Below are 19,838 nucleotides of genomic sequence, written 5' to 3' on the forward strand. Positions count from 1 at the left end.
AGCGACTGGGGGTCTTTCGCGTCTCCAGGTGTGCCCAGGTGTCTCCGGTGTTTCCAGGTGTCTCCGGTGACGACAACGCCCGACCGCTGGCGACGGGGGATGCGCCAGCGGTCGGGCTGTGGCCAAGGCTAACAAGGCCGGGTGCGTGGCGGGAGACATTCACCCATCGCACGGGCGCTCGTACGACAGGCGCGGCAGGTACTCGTGCCACTTCTCCTTGGTCAGCACGCCTTGGGTGGCCGAGCAGATGCGGTCGATGGCGTCGTCCACATCGAGGTTCCACAGCCGTACGGTGTCAGTGCCGCTGGACACCCCGAGCATGTGGCTGACGGGGCTGAAGGACAGGAAGCCGCCCGTCTTGGCGTTGGGGCTCATCGACTCCCCGATGGGAGCGGCCCCGGCGGGGGCGTGGACGTCCCAGAGCCGGACCGTGTTGTCGTTGGCGCCACTGGACAGGGTGTCGCCGTCCCGGCTGAACGTCAGCGACACCACCGAATCGGTGTGGCCGGCGAGCGTGGAGTCCGGTGGGGCCGCTTCGCGGGGATCGGTGACCTCCCAGAGCCTGACCGTGCCGTCGTCGCTGCCGCTGGCCAGCGTATGGCCGTCCGGGCTGTAGGCCAGCGCGTTGACGGGGCCGAGGTGTCCCGTACGGGGGGCGCCGAGCCGGGCGGCGTGACGGGGGTCGCTCACGTCCCAGAGCCGTACGGTGTCGTCCGCGCTGCCACTGGCCAGCGTGCGGCCGTCCGGGCTGAAGGCGAGGGTGTTGACGTATCCCGTGTGACCGGTGAGCGGCTTGCCGAGCGGGCGGGGGCGGGACGGGTCGCCGGCGTTCCACAGCTGGACGGTGCGGTCGTCGTAGGCCGTGGCCAGCGTGCGGCCGTCCGGGCTGAACGCCAGGGCCTCGGGGCCCGCGTAGCGGGTGCGGAGCACCACGGGTGGCCCGTGGGCGGTGGGCCGGGCCGGGTCCGTGACGTCCCACAGCTGTAACGCGCTGCTTCCCGTCAGCACCGCGAGGGTGTCGCCGTCCGGGGAGAACACGAGGGAGCGTACGTCGCCCTCCGCCGGGCGGAAGGGCTCGCCCAGTGACACGGGCCGGCCGGGATTCGTCACGTTCCACAGACGGACCCGGCCGTCGCGCGCCGCGGTGGCCAGTACGTGACCGTCCGGGCGGAACGCTCCGTTGCGGCCGATCATGTCCGACGTCGGCAGCGACCACAGGCGGACCTTGCTGTCCCCGCTGCCGGTGGCGAGCGTGCGGCCGTCGGGGCTGAAGCCGAGGGCGTACATCTCTCCGCTGCTTCCCGCGAGGGGCATGCCGATCTGGGACGGGTAGGCCGGGTCGCTGACGTTCCAGAGGCTCGCCGTGCTGTCCGCGCTGCTCGCGGCGAGCATGTCCCCGTCGGGACTGAAGGCCACGGACCAGATGGGGCCGGTGTGGCCGGTCAGCGGCGAGCCGATGCGTGCCGCGTCGCGTGGATCGGTCACGTCCCAGAGCCGTACGGTGTCGTCCTCGCTGCCGGTGGCGAGCGTGTGGCCGTCGGGGCTGAAGGCCACGGAGTGCACCAGTCCGGTGTGACCGGCCAGCGGTTCGCCGATGGGCGTCGCGGACTGGGGGTCGGTGACGTTCCACAGCCGGACCGTGTCGTCGTTGCCGCCTGCCGCCAGCGTCCGGCCGTCGAGGCTGAACGCGACCGAGCGCACCGCCGCGCCGGGACCCGTCAGCGTGTCCAGCGCCTTCGGCCGGCGCGGGTCGGCCACGTCCCACAGCCGCACGGCGTGGTCGTCGTGGGCGGAGGCCAGCGTCCGGCCGTCCGGGCTGAACGCGAGCAGGTAGACGGTGCCGCCGTGACCGGTCAGGGGGGCACCGAGCGGGCGCGGGCGGCTGAGGTCGCCGATGTCCCAGAGCCGGATCGTGCCGTCGTCGGAGGCGCCGGCCAGGGTGCGGCCGTCCGGGCTGAACACCGCGGAGCTGACCCAGCTCGTGTGGCCGGTGAGCGGTTTGCCCAGCGGTTCGGGACGTGCGGGGTCCGACACGTCCCACAGCCGCACCGTCCGGTCGTAGCTCGCCGTAGCCAGGGTCTGCCCGTCCGGGCTGAAGGAGGTGAGGTAGACGGCGCCGGTGTGCCCGAGGAGCGGTGTGGCCAAGGGCGCGTTGACGATCGAGATCAGCCGGTTCCGCACGCCCTCGTCGTCCGGCCGCAGGCGGTGCGCCGCCAGGTCGAGCTGGGCCGACAGCGACGGGTCCGTGTACTGGACCCGGTCCGCCTCGGCCACCACCTGCTCGAACACGGCGTCGTTGCGCTGCTGCCAGGCGACCACCGCCGAACCGACCGCCACGATCGCCAGGACGACCAGGGCCGACACCGCGGCACGACTGATCAGGACGGAGCGCTTGCGCAGCCTGACCGCGGCGGCCAGGAAGTCCACCGCGCTCCGGGTCAGAAAGGTGCCGTCGGCCGACTCCGCCCAGCCGCGGGCCCGCTCCAGCCGGGAACCCCGGTAGAGGAGGGAGGGGTCGCGGTCCGACTCCTCCCAGGCCCGGCCGTCCTCCTCCAGCCGCTGGCGCAGCAGGTTGCCGGTGCGGTCCTCGTCGATCCAGTCGCGCAGGCGCGGCCAGGCGTGGAGCAGCGCCTCATGGGTGATCTCCACGGTCTCCGCGTCGAGCGTCACCAGCCGGGCGCGCACCAGCGCTTCGAGCGACTCCTCCGTCTTGCCGGGGTCCCTCGACTCGTGTGCCAGCCGGCGTCGGGTGCCCCGCCTGCGGGTGGCCTGGGTGTCCTCGCTCACCCGGACCAGCCTGAGCAGGAGCAGCCGTGCGGCCGTGCGCGCCGCCGGGTCGAGGTCCGACCAGGCCCGCTCGGCGGTCGCCGCCACCGCTCCCTGGATCCCGCCGGCCGCGCGGTACCCGGCCAGCGTCAGCCGACCCGCCTTGCGGCGCTGCCAGGTGGCGAGCAGGGCGTGGGAGAGGAGCGGCAGCACGCCCGCGTCGTGAGCGCCGCGCGGGCCGCCGGTGCTCACCTCCCGGATGATCAGCTCCGCGAGTCCCGGTTCGAGCTCCATGCCCACGGCACGGGCCGGGCCGTTCACCGCCTCGCGCAGTTCCGCGGTGGTCAGCGGCCCCAGCACCATGTGCCGGTGCTGCAGCGCGTCGGCCAGCTCGGGATGGCGCAGGCACTGCTCGTAGAAGTCCGCGCGTACGCCGAGGGCCACGAGCACGGGCGCCGGGTCTCCCGGACCGCCGGGCGCGCAGGCGGCCTGGAGGAGCTGGACGAACACGCGCCGGTCCGAATCGTCGGCGCAGAGGGTGAAGATCTCCTCGAACTGGTCCACGATGACGACCGGACGGGCTGCCACTGGCGAAGCCGCTCCCGCCACCGGTTCCGCCACCGGTTCCGCCACCGCCACCGCCTCCGCCACCGGTTCCGCCTCCGCTGCCGCTTCGGCTTCCGGTTCCGTCGCCGCTTCCGCTCTGCCGCGGGCCCACGCCGCGAAGGCGTCCCTGGCCGCCCGCGCGTTCTCCGGAGCGTCCGGAGTGCCCGATCGCGCCACGACGGGCGCGAGTTCGGGTATCCGCCGGGTCAGCTCCCCGAGCGGATCGCCTCCCGGTACGAGCTGGAGTACGTCCCTCGGCCGGCCGGGCCCTGCGTCCCCACCACCCCTACCACCCCCGCCATCCCCGCCGCCCAGCGCGCCCTTTCGCAGGGCGGGCACCAGACCGGCGTTCAGCAGGGAGGACTTTCCCGCCCCGGAGGCGCCTACGAGCATGACCAGGCCGCCCGAGCCCTCCGCCGCGCGGAGCTGCGCGACGAGAGCGTCCGTGCTCCGCTCCCGCCCGAAGAACCAGTCGGCGTCCTGCTGGCGGTACGCGGCCAGACCGCGGTAGGGACAGACACCGCCGGGGACGGCCGGGGCAGCCTCGGCCGGGGGGTGTTCCTCGTCCGCGGCGGACGGCGCGGGGCGTTCGCCGGTCGGGTCGGTCACCGCCCGGTCCCACAGGCGCTGCCACTGGGTCAGGTCGTACAGGCCCGCGGACACCGGTGCGGGTCGCGCGCGCCGCGCCAGGGGGATGAGCACATGCAGTACCGCCGCGAGGGCGGGGAACTGGGCGGGTACGTTCCTGGCCCGCCGCCAGTCGCTGATCCGCTGGGCGGAGACCCGTACGGGCCGTCCTCTTTCGTCGACCCGCTGGAGCCGGACGACCGCCTCGGACACACGTTTGAGGGGAGGGTTGCCGGCCTCCCTGTACAGCAGAGCGAGACGTTCCGCGAAGGCCGTGCGTGCCCCTGAGTCGAAACTCAAGGTCTCCACTCCTTACTTCCCCCGCACCTGGACGTCCGGACCGGAAAACTCACTCTATACGCCTGACCTGCGGCTACGTCATGGCCGCCGCACCGGAACCTCCCCGGCGGCGGCCTCAGCTGGCAGGATCACGTCGCAGTGGCGAGTCACCCGCCCGACACCCGGACAGGTCAGCGGCCCGGCGCCCGGAGAGCCACCCTGTGCGGCCGAACGTTCTCGGTCAGCTTTTTCGGTGGCCCAGCCCTCCACGATCCGGTCCGGTACCGCGTACCACACGCCGTCGGCATGGCTCGGCTCCGGTCCCCACGAGGGGAGGGACCGGTGCCGAACCATGCCGACGGGCCCGGCGGCCCTCGTCCTCAGCGCTCCGGGGGCGCCGGACGATCTCGCGAGCGCCGGTCCGACCGGCGAGCGGCCAGGGCGGGTTCGGAGCGCCGATCCGCGGGCAGGCACGTCGTGTTGGCTCCGATTCGAGCGCCGCTGGAGTGTGTATGAGGATCTCCGTCGACCCCGAGCAGTGCTACGGCTCCGGCGACTGCGTCCACCGGGCCCCGTCCGTCTTCACCAAGGTCGACGGCCTGGGTGCCGTGATACCCGGACGCGAGTACGACGTCGACGCGCCACGGGTGCGCGAAGCGGCCGAGGGGTGCCCCTCGGCCGCGATCACCATCACCATCACGGGGGAGCACTGAGCATCCGAGCCGGAAGCGTCCCAGGAGCACTGAGTACCCGAGGTCCGCGCATGCCCCTGTCCGAGGTCCTGGTCACGCTCGGCAGCCGTTACGTGCGGACCGCCCCCGGTACGTTCGGGAAGGCGGCGCTCGCCGCGCGCTGGCTCAACCCCCATCTGCGCGAGCACCCCCGCCGACGGGTCGTCACAGTGCCCTCCGGCGACCTGTTCGCCGTGGACACGCAGGACCTGATCCAGCGGTACCTGTACCTGTTCGGCACCTGGGAGCCGCACATGACGGCCTGGCTGCGGCGCCGGCTGCGACCGGGGGACGGCTTCGTCGACGTCGGGGCCAACATCGGTGTCTTCAGCGTTCTCGCGTCGCGGCTCGTCGGCGACCGGGGCAGTGTCGTGGCGATCGAGGCCTCCCCCGTCTTCCACCGCCGTCTGGTGCGGCACGGCCGGCTCAACGCCCGCGGGAACATCCGCGCCCTCAACGCCGCCGTCTCGGACGGCCACAAGACCCTGACCTTCGTCCTCGCCAGCTCACGCAACATGGGCGCGAACAGCATCGTCCCTTACGACGGCCCGGCGGAGTCCACCTTCGAGATCGAGGCCCGGCCGCTGCCGGAACTCCTCGATCCGGCGGAGATCGCGAACGCCCGGGTGATCAAGATCGATGTCGAGGGCGCGGAGGGGAGCGTCGTCCGCGGGCTGGCGCCGATGCTGGGCAGCCTGCGGCCCGACGCGGAGATCAGTGTCGAGGTGACGCCCGAGCGCATGGCCCGGCTCGGGGACTCCATCGGCGAACTGCTGACGGTGATGCGCGACGCGGGCTTCCACGTCTACCGGCTGGCCAACGACTACGCGCCCGAGAGCTATCCCCCGGCGCTGGGCGGTGAGGCCGGCGTGCCGGTCCGGTGGCGGGGGCCCGTCGTGGAGGAGAGCGACCTGGTCTTCTCCCGGGTCGATGCGGAGAGACTCCCCTGATCCGGCGGTTCCGGCGCCGCCCCGACAGCCCTCGGCCGTCGCGGCGCCGTCCCGTCCGGTGCACGGGCGGGGGCCGGGAGTCTCAGGTAGCGGGCGGAAAACGCCATCCGAAGGACGCCAGCGCCCGCGCCCTGGCCTCCACGACCGCCATCCGGGCTTCGCGTTCGGCGGGGTCCGCATGGGCCGCCTGCCCGGTCACCTGGCCCTCCCACTTGCGGTAGAGCAGGCCCACCTCTTCGGAGAACCACCCCCGGCTCACGCAGTTGAGCGCCAGCAGCAGGCCGGTGTCCTCGGACGCCGGCAGGGCCATCCAGCCGCCGAGCGCGAGCAGCAGTTCGCGCCGTACCAGGAGTGTCGCCGGGTGGACCTGGGCGCGGTAGTCGTTCGCCTTCCAGTGGTCGAGCACCGCTCCGCGCTCGATCGGCCCGTGCTCCGGGTCACCCGGGAAACCGGCCGTCGAGCCGTCGGGCAGCAGGTCCAGGGCGCGCGACGTGGCCCACCCGAGCGCCGGGTCGGCCTCCAGGGCGGCCAGGTCGCGGGCCAGGGTCCCCGGCGGGAGCAGGTCGTCGGCGTCCAGGGTCTTCACGTACTCGCCGTCCGCGTGGGACAGGGCCATCGTGCGGGTCACACCCGGGCCGCCCCGCTGTCCCGGCCGTCCTTGCCGGAAGACGACGCGCGGGTCGTCGGGCACGTGCGGGCCGACGTCGTCCGTCCGCCCGTCCTCCTGGATCACCCAGTGCCACTCCCAGCCGGCGGGCAACTCCTGCGCGCACAGGGACGCGTAGGTCTCCGGCAGGAAGGGTGCCGAGGGGCCGTGGACGGCCGTGACGATGACGACGCGCCGGTTCACGGCGGCATTCGGGTCGTCCGCGATCACTTCGTACGCCTTCGGCACTGGTACTCACCGGTTCCTGTCCGTTGTGATGCGGCTTCAGCCTAGCCACTCCTCAAGAGGTCCCGATGAGTTGGGGCGGGTGTCCCCGTACACGGCGGCGGCCCGGCTGCTCTGTCGAGCGGCCGGGCCGTTTCTCGCGTGTGGTGCTGTACGCAGATCGCCGTGACGTCGGGTTCGGGTGGTGCGGGCGCCGCGGCGGGTGCCGTGCGCGCGCCGGACACCTCAGCGTTGCAGCGGCTCGGTGTGCTGGGCGGTGGCGTGCCGGGCCGGAGCCTCTGCGGTGTCGTCGCACAGGAGGTCGGTGGACGTCGCGGTGGCGTCGGCGGTCGGACGGTGGCGGCAGGTGGGGGCCTTGCCGTGGGCCTCGGCGCGGATGCGCTGTTTCATCGTGGGGGGCAGGGAGCCGGTACGTGACCAGGACCAGGGTGCCGCCGCCGCGGGTGCCGCCTCGGGGGAGGCGCTCTCGGTGTTGCTGTGCGTTCCGGTCTGCGGTGCGGCCGCGGAGGCGGTCGTCGTGATGAGTCCGAGCGCCGTGCACAGCGCGAGGAAGGCGGTGACGATGGTGGTCCACAGCGTGATGACCTTGTTCCGGGCCATAACCCCTCACTTTCGGGTTGGGCGATTTGCGTACTTTCCTCATGATGTGTATGTGGGCCGCGAAGTGGTGGACCGACGCCCGTGGCGCGTCGATGTTCAGATGAACACCACCCGGATGGACGCAAGGCGTAGGAAAAGGTGCCCAAACGGGAGGGAGGTGGGCAAAATTCGCGTTCTGTGAGGGTGTGATCACCCTCCGATCGGAGCGGCTTCGTCCGTGCTTATTGGGCTCGGACGGCGGGCAGTTGGCCGCCGACGCAGGTCACCGATCGGTATCGGCCGGTGTGTATAGTCGGGCGCCAGAGGTCCCCTACGTCAAGGAAAGACGAGGTAGCGCGGTGAAGAAGCTTCTCCTGGTCGCACTGGCCGCCATCGGCGGGCTCCTCGTGTACCGCCAGATCCAGGCGGATCGCGCCGAGCAGGATCTGTGGACGGAGGCGACTGACTCCGTGCCCACGGGTTCGTGAGTACGACCGACATCCGGTCCTGAGCAGACCCCGGCCGTCATACGGTCGGGGTTTTGTGTTGCCCGGATGCCGTTGCCCGGATGGCGTTGCCTGGTTTCCGCTGCCGGGATTCCGTGCGGGGGCGCGGAAGCGCGGGGTCGCGCGGCAGGATGGGCCACGGTCCGGTCCGGTTGGCGGCAACAGCGCCGGTGAGCGCGAGGGGTGGCGGGTGATGGGGCGGTGGTGTACGGCTCGGCGGGGCGGCGCCGGGGCGGGGCGTGGCGGATCAGGGCGTGCGGGGCTTTTGGGGCGTGCGGGGCGTGCGGGGCTTATGGGGCTTGCGGGGCGTGCGGGGCTTGCGGGGGGTGGCGGACCAGGGCCTGACCGACCGCGTACGCCCGTGCGGCTGGCGGTCGTGACCGTCGTACTGGCCACGACCGCCGCCCTGCCCGCCGGTGCGTCGCTCGCGGCGGGTACGCCTCCCGGCTACGTCTTCACCGAGGACGCCCGGCGGATCGAGGGCGCGAGCGGCACCTCGGACGCAGTACGCCTGGAACCCGGCACCACGTACCGCAGTTCCCTGCCGAGAAGCGGCACTCTCTACTACCGCCTCGAACTCGACGCGGCGTCGGACGCCTACGTCTCCGTCACCGCCGCACCCGGCCCCGACGGCGAGGTCACCGCCGTCGACGGCATCCGGCTCTCCGTGCAGGACGCCGAGGGCGGCTCCTGCTCGTCCGACAGCGCGACCTTCGGCGCCGCCCGCAGCCCCCGACCCGTCACGGCCCGGGGCATGCGCGAGATCGCCCCCGGCGAGACCCGGTGCCAGGACCCCGGCACCTACTACGTCGCGGTAGAGCGGTCCCGGCCCGAGGACTCCCCGCCGGGGGCCTGGGACCTGGAGCTCACCGCCGTCACCGAACCCCGCCCGGAACGGACCGGCGCGACCACCGCGCCCGACGCCTGGGACTCCGCCTCCCCCGCCCCCCTCGCCGGCGAGCCCGAACGGCGCCCGGGCGGCGGCGGCTTCGCCCACGCCACCCCCGTCGGGCAGGGAGTCTGGCGTGACGGCATCCGGCCCGGACAGACCCTCTTCTACAAGGTGCCGGTCGACTGGGGCCGCCAGTTGTACGCGACCGCCGAACTCGGCAGCTCCGGCGACGGCTCCGGCTACGCCACCAGCGCCCTGCACCTGGCCCTGCACAACCCCGTCCGCGGCGAGGTCGACGACGCCGCGAGGGGGTACACCGGGCGCCCGACGTCGGTCGCTCTCGCTCCCCTGCCGCCGGTGGCCTACGCCAACCGGTACGCCACCGACGGACAGACCGGCGCGATGCGGTTCGCCGGCTCCTACTACCTCGTGGTGCACCTCGCGGCACAGGTGGCCGACGACTTCGGCGACGGCCCCTTCGGGCTGACACTGCGCGTACGGCTCGGGGGAGCGGCGCGGACCGGCCCGGAGTACGCGGGGGAGCCCGAGCCGAAGGGCGTCTTCGAGGTCTCGGCACGGGACCGTGAGGCCGTGCCGGAGGGCGGCGGCGGGGGCGACGACCTCGCCATGAAGGCGGTCGCCGTGGGCGGGATCGGCACCGGCAGCCTGCTGCTCATGGGCCTGGGGGTGTGGACGGCGGCGGCGCGGCGCGGGCGGGGAAGGGCCTAGGCGAGGCCCCGGCTCAGATACGGGTCAGGGCCCAGAAGCCCACGGCGTAACAGGCCAGCGCGAGGATCAGCAGCGGAACGGCCACCCTGGCCGGAGGACCGGGGCGGCGACGCCGCCGTGCCGCGCGGTGCTGCGGATACGCCTGGGCAGGGGGACGCGACTGCGGGCTCCGAGCGGTGTACGAGGCGGTGGGGACGTCGGCTCGCTGCTCCGGGGACGGTGTCAGTGCCTGGGCGGGGAGCGGAGGCGCGTACGGGGGCGCGTACTGCGGGCTGCCCGGGAAGTCCGGTGTCCATGCGTGCGCCTGCTGGGGACCGGGCGCGGGCGAGGAGGTGACGGTCGGCTGCGGGGGCGGCAGATGGAAACTGCCGGTCTCCGACATGGCGGACGGCCCGGCGGTCCCGGGAGACGACGCCGACTGCGCGCCGTCAGGGGTGGACGACGTACGGTCCGGGGCTCCCATGCCGTCCGGGACCTCCATGCCGACCGGGGCTCCCATGCGGTCCGGGACCTCCACGCCGACCGGGGCTCCCATGCCGTCCGGGACCTCCATGCCGACCGGGGCTCCCATGCGGTCCGGGACCTCCATGCCGTCCGGGACCGACGGCGTATGGCCCGGAGTCGACGGCGTCCGGCCCGGAGTCGACGGCGTGGCATCCGGCGTCGATCCCGGGCCGAGCGGCCGCCGTGGGTCTGACAGGGCGGCATCCACGCCCGAGGCCCGCCCGAGTGGCCCGTCGGGCCCGAACCCCTCGGGCAGCGGGCCGACTTGGTCGAAAATCTCGATCAGCTCGTCGTCGGGTCCCGGCTCCGGCAGCAGCTCCGCCGCCGCGGCCAGCGCCTTGCGCGCCCCCGTGGCGGTGCGGAACCTCGCCGGTGGGTCCGGCTGCACCAGTGTCGCCACGACCTGCCACAGCGGCTCGGGAATCCCCTGCGGCGCGGGCGGCGTCCCGTGCTCGGCGAAGTACTGCACCAGCGCCTTGGCGTCCGGCTTCGCCCCCTCCAGCAGGTACAGGGCGACCAGGCCCACGGCGAACAGGTCGGCCGGGAAGTCCGGCTCCGCGCCCATCATCTGCTCCGGCGCCAGGTAACCCGGCGTCCCCACCACGAGGTTGGTCTCCGTCAGCCGGGGCTCGCCCAGCCGCATCGCGATGCCGAAGTCGGACAGCCGCAACCGGGGCCGGCCCGTCCCCGTCGCTTCGAGCAGCAGGTTGGCGGGCTTGACGTCACGGTGTACGACGTCCTCCGCGTGCACCGCCGCGAGGCCCGCGAGCAACTGGTCGAGGAGGATGCAGACGAAGGCGGGCGGCAGGGGGCCGTAGTCCCCGACCAGGTGGACGAGCGAACCGCCCGTGACCAGGTCCATGGTGAACAGGACCTTGTCGTCGTCGGCGGCCCAGCTCGCGGGCGCGAGTACATGGGGATGATCGATCCGCATCGCCTGTTCGCGCACGAACCGCAGCAGCGAGTGCGCGTCCCGCTGTTGGAGCACCTTGGCCGCCACGTACCGCCGGCGGCGGTGGTCCCAGGCGCGCCAGACGGCACCGACCCCGCCCCGGCCGATCGGGTCGACCAGCTCGTACCGGCCCGCGAAGACCTCACCCATGGCTGTGCGCCGCTCCTCCCCTGGGACCTGCCACGCCGTGCCCGCGGCCCGGCCGCCGGACCCCCCTCCGTCGGCCGGGCCCCGGGGTCAGTTCTGGTGGGACTGGTAGTGCGCCACCGCGTCCGAGGTGCGGCCCGCGCCGTACACCCGCAGGAACTCCGCCAGCTCCGGATGGGAGCCGGACAGGGCGTCCGCCGCGTCGATGATGTCCCCGGCGGCCGCCACCGAGCGCAGCAGCGACTGGATCTCACGGACCACCCGCTTGACCGTCGGCGCTCCCGAACTGCTCGTGGTCGTGGTGGTGTTGTTGAGCACCGATCCCCCCTGCGACTTCCTGATCTCGTCCATGCGCTCGGTCGCCTCGGCCGCGCTCACGCTGCCGTCCGCCACCTGCCCCGCCAGGTCCTGCAGCAGCTGCACCCGCTGAACCACCGCGGGATTGCCGATCTTCGCCCGCTGGCCGCTCATCAGCTGCGACAGCATCGGTGCGGACAGCCCCAGCACCCCCGCGAGACGAGCCTGGTTGAGACCAAGATCGTCGATCAGCCTGCGGAAGAGCGCCCCCAGCGGCTCTCCATACCAGTTCCGCTGCAGTTCCCGCGCTCTTGCGGTGGCTTCCTGCTGTGCGGCGTCCATTGCGTCTCCCCATCGCTTCCCCAAAAACCGCAGTTCGCTCCAGCGAACCACCCCGAGCATCTTACGGAGCGTGGTGTTTCACCGGGACCCCCAATCATTTGTGAGATACGGGGGGCGACCCGGTACTCTTGTCTGCGGCGCCCCCGCCGGCACGAGGTTTCCCGGCCGGACGCCTCCTTCGGGGCCTTAGCTCAGTTGGTAGAGCGCTGTCTTTGCATGGCAGATGTCAGGGGTTCGACTCCCCTAGGCTCCACTCATACAACCCCTCTGAACTGCGGGAACGCGGTTCGGAGGGGTTTTTGTGTACGGGTGCGTTCCTCGTTCTGCACGAGGTTCATGGTCAGCAGCAGCAGCGTCGGCGAGCCGCCCGTGGGGGCGATGTCCCCGTAGGTCCCGAGGACGACGCCGTGCTGTTCCGCGAGGAGCAGCAGCGTCTCGGTGGCCTCTTCCGCCACGAGGGACAGGTCGACGCGTTCCCGGGCGAAGGACCGCTGCCCGGTGCGGTTGAGCAGGAGCAGTGCCTCGGTGAGGGCGATGGCTCGGGCGTTGACGGCGTGGAGGCGGTCGACGAGTTCGCCGGTGTCCTGGTCCGGATCGGAGCGGGCCACGTCGAGCAGCGCCTTCGAGATCGCCAACGGGGTGCGCAACTCGTGAGAGGCGTTGGCCGTGAACCGGCGCGTCGCAACTGCGGTCCGTGCAGGACGTGGCCGGGGGCGGCTTCGGGGTCACCTGGCCGGCGAAGCTCCCGGTGGTGCGGATCGACCACGTCCTGGTCCGCGGCGTGGAGCCGGAGAGCTCGTGGCTGCTGCCGCCCACCGGCAGCGACCACCGGCCGGTGGCGGCCGCAATCAGCTGGTGACCCGACAGCATCGTGACCACACACCGCATGACAGGGCCACCGGCGAGCTCGCCCCCATGGGCCATGGCCCGCCCCGAGAGTGACAGGAAACACCAGACCGTATCCTGCGAACCGCCGATGCCGCACGCCTCCGCAACCGCCCCACCAGGCAAGACAGTTGGCCGAGCGCACCGCCGGACCGCCTCGCCGCACCGCCGCGGCGGAGCGACCGCGGCTCCTGGGCGGGCACCGACTCCCCGGGGGCCCGTCGAGCACCACGGAGGTGCTGTCTGCTCTTGATATCGTCACCCCACAGGGCACCAGCGCCACACCCCTGCGGGGCGGTGCCACATGGCTCATCGCCGTCGGAAGGCGTCCGGTCGCTACCGACGAGGTGGAAGGGGTAACCATGCGGGCGAAGGTACGGGCCGCTCTCGACGCGCTCTACATGAAGCGGCTGGTCAGGGAGTTGGAGGGACGCCCACGCCCCCAGCACATCGGCATCATGCTCGACGGCAACCGCCGGTGGGCCAAGATGTCGGGCATCGACGACCCACGCGAGGGCTACCGGGCCGGCGGGGCCAAGGTGCTGGACTTCCTGCGCTGGTGCGACTCCGCACAGATCGAGCACGTCACCCTGTTCATGCTCTCCGACGACAACCTCCACCGGCCCGAAGACCAGCTGAACCCGCTCATCGACATCATCGCCGAGGTCGTGGAACGGCTCGCCGCACCGGGCAACCCCTGGCGCGTCGAAGCGGTCGGCGCCCTGGACCTGCTGCCCGCCGAGTCCGCCACCCGCCTCAAGACCGCCACCGCCGCCACCCAGGACCGCAAGGGCGGCACCAAGGTCGACGTCGCCGTCGGCTACGGAGGCCGACGAGAGATCGTCGACGCCGTACGCTCCGCCCTCACCGAGCACAGCTCACAGGGCGGGGACATCGACGAGTTCATCGAGACCTTCACCATGGAGCACATCTCCAAGCACCTGTACTCCAAGACACGGTCCGAGTCCGACCTCATCATCCGCACCTCCGGCGAACAGCGCCTCTCCGGATTCCTGCTCTGGCAGTCCGCCTACGCCGAAGTCCACTTCTGCGAGACCTACTGGCCGGACTTCCGCGAGATCGACTTCTTGCGCGCCCTGCGCTCCTACTCCCTGCGCGAACGCCGCTACGGCCGCTGAGCGAACGCCGCTACGGCCGCTGAGCGGCGGTGTGAAGGCTTCGACGGTTTCACGTGAAACAACGCCGCGGGGCGGGAGACCCTCAAGTCTCCCGCCCCGCGGCGATGTGAAATCCGTCAGCGAAGGTCAGCGGGGCTCGTCGCCCTCCGCCGCCTCGTCCTGGGCCTGCTTGGCCTGAACCTCGGGGTCGAGGATCGCCTCACCGGTACCGTCCACCGACGTCAGCCGCCCCGATTCGGGAACCTCCGTCGCCTCGGGCGGTTCCACCAGCCAGTCCGGGTTGGCCTGCTTGTCCCACCACTTCCAGGCAGCGAACGCACCGCCCGCGACGACACCCGCCAGCGCCAGAACCTTCGCGATACGCCCGGCCCTGGCCCGACGCTGATGCTTACGCGTCAGCTTCTGGATCTCCTTGGCCGTGACCTGCCCCCGCAGCGCGGCCAGTGCGGCGGCACCCCGCGCGGCGGCCTCGTCCCTGACGGGGCCGGCCGCGGCCACCGCATGCTCGATCCTCGGCCTGGAGTACTCGGCCGCCTGCCGGGCGGCCAGACGGGTACGGACGGCGGCCTCCTGAGCGGCAGCGTCCATCTTCGGCGGCACATGCGTACGGGCCTGCTCCAGTCGCGGCGCGACATGCGCGCCGTACTGGTGCCGGGCCTGGCACGCGGCCTGCGACACCTTGGGCGCCAGTCGTCCGCGCGCCTCCTGCGTGTAGTGAGCGGCCCTGTCCTTGGCCGTGTCGGCGTAGGGCGCCACCACTTCCGCGGCGTGCAGCACGCTGTCCTTCGCCGAACCGGTCGCGGCGCGCACGCTGTCGATGCGGGTCACGGGTTCCTCCTCCTCGGTGGCGTACGGTAATTCGACTTTCCACCCTTTTACGGATCATGCCTGCGGACGCACTGCCAGGCATGTGAGGGCGGGCATCCGGGTCACGGACGATGCCTTCGGGCCCTCTGGGGCAAGGGGTGATGAAGTCGCGAACAAGAGTCGATCAACATCAATAACGGATGAATACCGGGCAACGGGAGCCTGCCGACGACAATGCCACGGATCGGCGCCCCGCGCTCGTAACCCAGGACTACACGCACCCCCGATCGTGCAAGGATCGACAAGCACGACAGGACGACGGAAGGCACGACGTGGCCGAGCAGCTCTACGCCACCCTGAAGACCAGCCAGGGCGACATCGAGATCCGGCTCCTTCCGGACTACGCCCCCCGGACGGTCCGGAACTTCGTCGAGCTCGCCCTCGGCGCCCGGGAATGGACCCACCCCGCCACCGGCGAGAAGTCCACCGACAAGCTCTACGACGGCACGGCCTTCCACCGAGTGATCAGCGGCTTCATGATCCAGGGCGGCGACCCGCTCGGCAACGGCACCGGCGGCCCCGGCTACCAGTTCGAGGACGAGATCCACCCCGACCTCGCCTTCGACAAGCCCTACCTGATGGCCATGGCCAACGCCGGTCCCGACACCAACGGCTCGCAGTTCTTCATCACCGTCTCTCCGACGACGTGGCTGAACCGCAAGCGCACGATCTTCGGCGAGGTGACCGACGCGGCCAGCCAGAAGGTCGTCGACGCCATCGCCATCACCCAGACCAACCCCCGCACCGAACGCCCCCTCAACGACGTCGTCATCGAGTCCGTCGTCGTCGAGACCCGCCAGGACTGATCACCGGCACTGGCCACAAGGACTACCTCCCCGCCCGCAGGGCAGGAACCAAACGCCCCGCCCATCCGTAAAAAAGGGCGGGGCGGTGCATGTGCCCACACCGCTCACAGGACGACCGAGGGGAAGCCATGGACCACGCGGCAGCCGGCCCACCGGAAGCCCAGAGCACACCCGGCTGCTACCGCCACCCCGACCGGGAGACGGGCATCCGCTGCACCCGCTGCGAACGCCCCATCTGCACGGACTGCATGGTCAACGCCTCCGTCGGCTTCCACTGCCCCGACTGCGCCACAGGCCGCACCGGCGACGGGCCCGCCCCGGCCGCCTCCCGGCCCCGCACCCTGGCGGGCGGCACCATCGCGGGCGACCCCCACCTCCTCACCAAGATCCTCATCGGGCTCAACGCGGCGGTCTTCATCGCCGTCCAGGCCCTGTCGTCGTCCTTCCTCAGCGACATGGTGCTCATCGGGCGATGGCCCCCCGCCCCCTTCGTCCCCACCGAAGGCGTCGCCGAGGGCGAGTGGTACCGCCTGGTGACCACGATGTTCACCCACGAGGAAATCTGGCACATCGGCTTCAACATGCTCAGCCTCTGGTTCCTCGGAGGCCCCCTGGAAGCCGCCCTCGGCAGAGCCCGCTACATCACGCTCTACCTCGTCTCCGGCCTGGCCGGCAGCGCTCTCACCTACCTGCTTGCCTCGCCCACCACAGCCACCCTCGGCGCCTCCGGCGCGGTCTTCGGCCTCTTCGGCGCCACCGCCGCACTCGTCCGCCGCCTCAACGCCGACATGCGGCCAATCGTCATCCTCTTGGTGATCAACCTGGTCTTCACCTTCACCTGGGCCAACATCGCCTGGCAGGCACACATCGGCGGCCTCGTCGCCGGCGCCGCGATCGGCTACGCCATGCTCCACGCACCGCGCGAGCGGCGAGCGCTCGTGCAGTACGGCACCTGCGCGCTGGTCCTCGTGGCCGTCGTCGGCCTGACCCTGTTGAGAACCGTCCAGCTCACCTGAGCAGGAGTTGTCCACAGCGGGTGGCGGATCTTGTGCATAGCGTGCGGGAACAGGTGTGCCCCCTGTAGCTGACTTGGGTTTCCGCAGGTCAGACAGGGGGCGAACGTGCTTTCGGTTGCCGGTACTTCCGTCACACCGGCGTCAATGCCCAGTGGGTTATCCACAGATCGTCTTTCTTTTCCCACACCGTGTGGACAACGCCTGTGGATAACTCCGTGGATAGCCCTGGGGAGAGCTACTTCCACTGCGTCGAGACACCGAATCCCGCGGCGATGAAACCGAAGCCCACCACGATGTTCCAGTTGCCCAGCGCGTCGATGGGCAGTGAACCGTCGGTGACGTAGAAGACGACGATCCAGGCGAGGCCGATGACGAACATGGCCAGCATGACGGGTGCCACCCAGCTGCGGCTGGTCAGCTTGATGCTGGCCGCCTGCTTCGACGGCGGCGGCGTGTAGTCGGCCTTCTTGCGGATACGTGACTTCGGCACGAGGGTCTCTCCTGTCGATGCGCTGCGTGGCCGCGCAGGGAACGGGGTCGGGGACTCTGAGTGCTCCCCCGGGCGTCCGTTAGCGTAGTGCTTCCGTGGCGCCGAAGGAGATAAGGGTACGTTGAGCAATTCTGCCGACTCCCCCGGGACGGGATCCAGCCCTGCCCGCAGGCGCCGATTCCGGCCCGTGCGCGTACTCACGGCGGCCGTCTTCGCTCTGGCGGGGCTCATATTCTTCACCAGCTTCAATACCGCCAAGGGCACCAATATCCGCACGGACGCCTCTTTGCTCAAGTTGTCCGATCTCATCCATGAGCGCAGCCGGGAGAACGGTGAGCGGGAGGAGTCCAACGCGGCTCTGCGCGACGAGATCGACGCGCTCGCCGAGCGCGACAACGGAAGTACGAAGGCGGAGGCGGACAAGCTCGCGGCGCTGAAGAAGAAGGCGGGCACGCAGCCGCTGAAGGGCGAGTCGATCTCGGTCACGCTCGACGACGCCCCGCCGGACGCCACCGCCAAGCTCCCCGGCTACCCGGAGCCCGAGCCCGACTACCTGGTGATCCACCAGCAGGATCTGCAGGCCGTGGTGAACGCGCTGTGGCAGGGCGGCGCCGAGGGCATCAAGGTCATGGACCAGCGGCTGATCTCCACCAGCGCGGTGCGCTGTGTGGGCAACACCCTGATCCTCCAGGGCCGGGTCTACTCACCGCCGTACAAGATCCAGGCGGTGGGGGATCCGGAGCGGCTGAAGGAAGCGCTGGCCGCGTCCCCGGCGGTCCAGAACTACATGGTGTACGTGAACGTCTACGGGCTGGGCTGGAAGGTCGAGGACGAGGGGCGGGCGACGCTGCCGGGCTACTCGGGCACGGCGGACCTGCACTATGCCCAGCCTGTGGATTGACGCCTTTCCGGAGGGCCCCGCGCCGTTAGTCTGGTGCGGTACGGCGTGAGTCTGGCGCCGTGGTGCGACGGAAGGGACGGCATGTACGGCTGGATCTGGCGGCATCTGCCGGGGAAAGTGTGGGTGAAGGCGCTGCTCTCACTCATGCTGGCGGTGACCGTGGTCTACGTCCTCTTCCAGTACGTCTTCCCGTGGGCCGAGCCGCTGCTTCCCTTCAACGATGTGACGGTGGACAACCAGTGAGTGCGCGCATCCTCGTCGTCGACAACTACGACAGCTTCGTCTTCAACCTGGTCCAGTACCTGTACCAACTGGGCGCCGAGTGCGAGGTACTGCGCAACGACGAGGTGTCGACGGCGCACGCCCGGGACGGGTTCGACGGCGTGCTGCTCTCTCCCGGTCCGGGTACGCCCGAGCAGGCGGGGGTCTGCGTCGACATGGTCCGGCACTGCGCGGCGACCGGGGTGCCCGTCTTCGGCGTCTGTCTCGGCATGCAGTCGATGCAGGTGGCGTACGGCGGTGTGGTGGACCGGGCGCCGGAGCTGCTGCACGGCAAGACCTCGCCGGTCGAGCACGCGGGCCGGGGCGTCTTCGCGGGCCTGCCCTCTCCCTTCACGGCGACGCGGTACCACTCGCTGGCGGCGGAGCCGGCCACGGTTCCGGCGGAGCTGGAGGTGACGGCACGCACGCACGACGGGATCGTGATGGGGCTGCGCCATCGTGAACTGCCCGTCGAGGGTGTGCAGTTCCATCCGGAGTCGGTGCTGACCGAGCACGGGCACCGGATGCTGGCCAACTGGCTGGCGGAGTGCGGCGACCAGGACGCGGTGGCGAGGTCGGCGGGGCTCGCCCCGGTGGTGGGCAGGGCCACGGCGTGACCGCGCTGCGCCCCGAGCGCGAATCCGGCGCGGCCGGTGACCAGGGATCCTCGTACGGGCGGCCGTACGGGGATTCCGGTGCGTTCGGGGGCGGTTGGCACCAGGACTCCGCTGCCGAGGACTTCTCCTCCGGGGAACCGTACCGGCCGGTAGTCGCCGACGACGAGACGGTGGCGCTGCGGGTTCCGGATCCGCCGCCGGAGCGGCGTACCACCGTTCCTCCCGTGACCGGTGGGCGCGCGGCCCGCAGGAAGGCCGCGAAACGGCGTCACGGGCGCCGTGGGGCCTCCGGGGGCCCGGCGGAGGTGCAGGAGCCGGTCGAGGCGCCGAAAGCGCCTCTGTCGCGCGTTGAGGCGCGTCGGCAGGCCCGGGCGCGCAAGCCGGGCCCCGCGGTGATCGCCAGCCGTGCGATCGGTGAGGTCTTCATCACGACCGGCGTGCTGATGCTGCTGTTCGTCACGTACCAGCTGTGGTGGACGAACGTGCGGGCGCAGGCGCAGGCGGACAAGGCGGCGAGCAGTCTCCAGGACGACTGGGCGAGCGGCAAGCGGAACCCGGGGGCGTTCGAGCCGGGGCAGGGGTTCGCGCTGCTGCACATTCCCAAGCTGGACGTCGTGGTGCCGATCGCGGAGGGCATCGACGACAAGAAGGTCCTGGACCGGGGCATGGTCGGGCACTACGCCGAGGGTGCGCTGAAGACGGCGATGCCGGAGGCGAAGGCGGGCAACTTCGGGCTGGCGGGGCATCGCAACACGCACGGCGAGCCGTTCCGGTACATCAACAAGCTGAGCCCGGGCGATCCGATCGTCGTCGAGACGCAGGACGAGTACTTCGTCTACAAGATGGCGTCGATCCTGCCGGTGACGTCGCCGAGCAACGTCAGCGTCCTCGACCCGGTGCCGAAGCAGTCGGGTTTCACCGGTCCCGGCCGCTACATCACCCTCACCACCTGCACGCCGGAGTTCACGAGCAAGTACCGGATGATCGTCTGGGGCAAGATGGTCGAGGAACGGCCGCGCAGCAAGGGCAAGCCGGATGCGCTCGTCAGTTAAGGGCG

Annotated in this window: 18 protein-coding genes, 1 tRNA gene and 2 pseudogenes; 13 read left to right on the plus strand and 8 right to left on the minus strand. The window is 71.4% G+C overall.

The window, feature by feature from the left end; translation table 11 throughout:
- Nucleotides 1-159: 159 nt before the first annotated feature.
- Nucleotides 160-4,308: a hypothetical protein gene (locus ACIQ1J_RS04795; RefSeq protein WP_403554117.1), complete on the minus strand. Its 4,149-nt coding sequence runs from the start codon at nucleotides 4,306-4,308 to the stop codon at nucleotides 160-162.
- A gap of 482 nt (nucleotides 4,309-4,790) precedes the next feature.
- On the opposite strand from ACIQ1J_RS04795, the gene ACIQ1J_RS04800 reads away from it, so the two are divergent.
- Complete coding sequence (locus ACIQ1J_RS04800; RefSeq protein ID WP_403554119.1) at nucleotides 4,791-4,991, plus strand: ferredoxin; 201 nt, start codon at nucleotides 4,791-4,793, stop codon at nucleotides 4,989-4,991.
- A 50-nt stretch (nucleotides 4,992-5,041) separates the two neighbouring features.
- A complete protein-coding gene (locus ACIQ1J_RS04805) occupies nucleotides 5,042-5,959 on the plus strand; it encodes an FkbM family methyltransferase (protein ID WP_403554121.1) in 918 nt (305 codons plus the stop codon).
- 82 nt (nucleotides 5,960-6,041) lie between these two features.
- On the opposite strand, the gene ACIQ1J_RS04810 is transcribed toward ACIQ1J_RS04805, so the two are convergent.
- Both ACIQ1J_RS04810 and ACIQ1J_RS04815 read right to left on the minus strand, forming a co-directional pair.
- Nucleotides 6,042-6,809, minus strand: a complete 768-nt coding sequence (locus ACIQ1J_RS04810) for a glycosyltransferase family 2 protein (RefSeq protein WP_210960172.1) — start codon at nucleotides 6,807-6,809, stop codon at nucleotides 6,042-6,044.
- A 267-nt stretch (nucleotides 6,810-7,076) separates the two neighbouring features.
- The gene (locus tag ACIQ1J_RS04815; protein WP_403554123.1) at nucleotides 7,077-7,451 is read right to left on the minus strand and encodes a DUF6344 domain-containing protein; all 375 of its coding nucleotides are present in this window, start codon (nucleotides 7,449-7,451) and stop codon (nucleotides 7,077-7,079) included.
- 338 nt (nucleotides 7,452-7,789) lie between these two features.
- On the opposite strand from ACIQ1J_RS04815, the gene ACIQ1J_RS04820 reads away from it, so the two are divergent.
- Nucleotides 7,790-7,918 (plus strand): DLW-39 family protein, encoded by a 129-nt coding sequence (locus ACIQ1J_RS04820; protein ID WP_003999697.1) that lies wholly within the window; start codon nucleotides 7,790-7,792, stop codon nucleotides 7,916-7,918.
- A gap of 310 nt (nucleotides 7,919-8,228) precedes the next feature.
- Nucleotides 8,229-9,557: a hypothetical protein gene (locus ACIQ1J_RS04825; protein ID WP_403554125.1), complete on the plus strand. Its 1,329-nt coding sequence runs from the start codon at nucleotides 8,229-8,231 to the stop codon at nucleotides 9,555-9,557.
- A gap of 13 nt (nucleotides 9,558-9,570) precedes the next feature.
- On the opposite strand, the gene ACIQ1J_RS04830 is transcribed toward ACIQ1J_RS04825, so the two are convergent.
- Nucleotides 9,571-11,163, minus strand: a complete 1,593-nt coding sequence (locus ACIQ1J_RS04830; RefSeq protein ID WP_403554127.1) for a protein kinase — start codon at nucleotides 11,161-11,163, stop codon at nucleotides 9,571-9,573.
- A gap of 87 nt (nucleotides 11,164-11,250) precedes the next feature.
- Nucleotides 11,251-11,799, minus strand: a complete 549-nt coding sequence (locus ACIQ1J_RS04835; RefSeq protein ID WP_403554129.1) for a helix-turn-helix domain-containing protein — start codon at nucleotides 11,797-11,799, stop codon at nucleotides 11,251-11,253.
- Nucleotides 11,800-11,979: 180 nt separating this feature from the next.
- Here ACIQ1J_RS04835 and ACIQ1J_RS04840 point away from each other — a divergent pair.
- A tRNA-Ala gene (locus ACIQ1J_RS04840) sits at nucleotides 11,980-12,052 on the plus strand.
- A gap of 67 nt (nucleotides 12,053-12,119) precedes the next feature.
- On the opposite strand, the pseudogene ACIQ1J_RS04845 reads toward ACIQ1J_RS04840, so the two are convergent.
- Nucleotides 12,120-12,476: pseudogene (locus ACIQ1J_RS04845) on the minus strand (sensor histidine kinase); the annotation flags it as partial.
- Nucleotides 12,477-12,478: 2 nt separating this feature from the next.
- Here ACIQ1J_RS04845 and ACIQ1J_RS04850 point away from each other — a divergent pair.
- Nucleotides 12,479-12,658, plus strand: a pseudogene (locus ACIQ1J_RS04850) (hypothetical protein); the annotation flags it as partial.
- 388 nt (nucleotides 12,659-13,046) lie between these two features.
- Nucleotides 13,047-13,823 carry an isoprenyl transferase gene (locus tag ACIQ1J_RS04855; protein WP_121748036.1) on the plus strand — a complete coding sequence of 259 codons (777 nt, stop codon included), beginning with the start codon at nucleotides 13,047-13,049 and terminating at the stop codon, nucleotides 13,821-13,823.
- A 126-nt stretch (nucleotides 13,824-13,949) separates the two neighbouring features.
- Here the strand turns inward: ACIQ1J_RS04855 and ACIQ1J_RS04860 are convergent, their stop codons facing one another.
- Entirely contained in the window at nucleotides 13,950-14,651 is a 702-nt protein-coding gene (locus ACIQ1J_RS04860) for a DUF5324 family protein (RefSeq protein ID WP_210959982.1), read from the minus strand.
- Between the two features lie 311 nt (nucleotides 14,652-14,962).
- Here ACIQ1J_RS04860 and ACIQ1J_RS04865 point away from each other — a divergent pair, with 311 nt between their 5' ends.
- Nucleotides 14,963-15,496 (plus strand): peptidylprolyl isomerase, encoded by a 534-nt coding sequence (locus ACIQ1J_RS04865; protein WP_403554132.1) that lies wholly within the window; start codon nucleotides 14,963-14,965, stop codon nucleotides 15,494-15,496.
- Between the two features lie 128 nt (nucleotides 15,497-15,624).
- Nucleotides 15,625-16,512, plus strand: coding sequence for a rhomboid family intramembrane serine protease (locus ACIQ1J_RS04870; RefSeq protein ID WP_403554134.1), 888 nt, complete (start codon nucleotides 15,625-15,627; stop codon nucleotides 16,510-16,512).
- 235 nt (nucleotides 16,513-16,747) lie between these two features.
- On the opposite strand, the gene crgA is transcribed toward ACIQ1J_RS04870, so the two are convergent.
- Nucleotides 16,748-17,002 carry a cell division protein CrgA gene (gene crgA, locus ACIQ1J_RS04875; protein WP_210959977.1) on the minus strand — a complete coding sequence of 85 codons (255 nt, stop codon included), beginning with the start codon at nucleotides 17,000-17,002 and terminating at the stop codon, nucleotides 16,748-16,750.
- Nucleotides 17,003-17,123: 121 nt separating this feature from the next.
- On the opposite strand from crgA, the gene ACIQ1J_RS04880 reads away from it, so the two are divergent.
- The 4 genes from ACIQ1J_RS04880 to ACIQ1J_RS04895 are packed head-to-tail and all read left to right on the plus strand — an operon-like array spanning nucleotide 17,124 to nucleotide 19,833.
- A complete protein-coding gene (locus ACIQ1J_RS04880; protein WP_403554136.1) occupies nucleotides 17,124-17,903 on the plus strand; it encodes a DUF881 domain-containing protein in 780 nt (259 codons plus the stop codon).
- Between the two features lie 45 nt (nucleotides 17,904-17,948).
- Nucleotides 17,949-18,146: a hypothetical protein gene (locus ACIQ1J_RS04885; protein ID WP_403554837.1), complete on the plus strand. Its 198-nt coding sequence runs from the start codon at nucleotides 17,949-17,951 to the stop codon at nucleotides 18,144-18,146.
- On the plus strand, nucleotides 18,143-18,781 hold the full coding sequence (locus ACIQ1J_RS04890; protein WP_403554138.1) for an aminodeoxychorismate/anthranilate synthase component II: 639 nt from the start codon (nucleotides 18,143-18,145) through the stop codon (nucleotides 18,779-18,781). The genes ACIQ1J_RS04885 and ACIQ1J_RS04890 overlap by 4 nt, the downstream gene beginning before the upstream one ends.
- Nucleotides 18,778-19,833, plus strand: coding sequence for a class E sortase (locus ACIQ1J_RS04895; protein WP_403554139.1), 1,056 nt, complete (start codon nucleotides 18,778-18,780; stop codon nucleotides 19,831-19,833). Before ACIQ1J_RS04890 ends, ACIQ1J_RS04895 begins: the two co-directional genes overlap by 4 nt.
- Nucleotides 19,834-19,838: the final 5 nt, after the last annotated feature.

The sequence above is a fragment of the Streptomyces sp. NPDC097107 genome, assembly GCF_044762405.1.
Lineage (GTDB): Bacteria > Actinomycetota > Actinomycetes > Streptomycetales > Streptomycetaceae > Streptomyces > Streptomyces thinghirensis.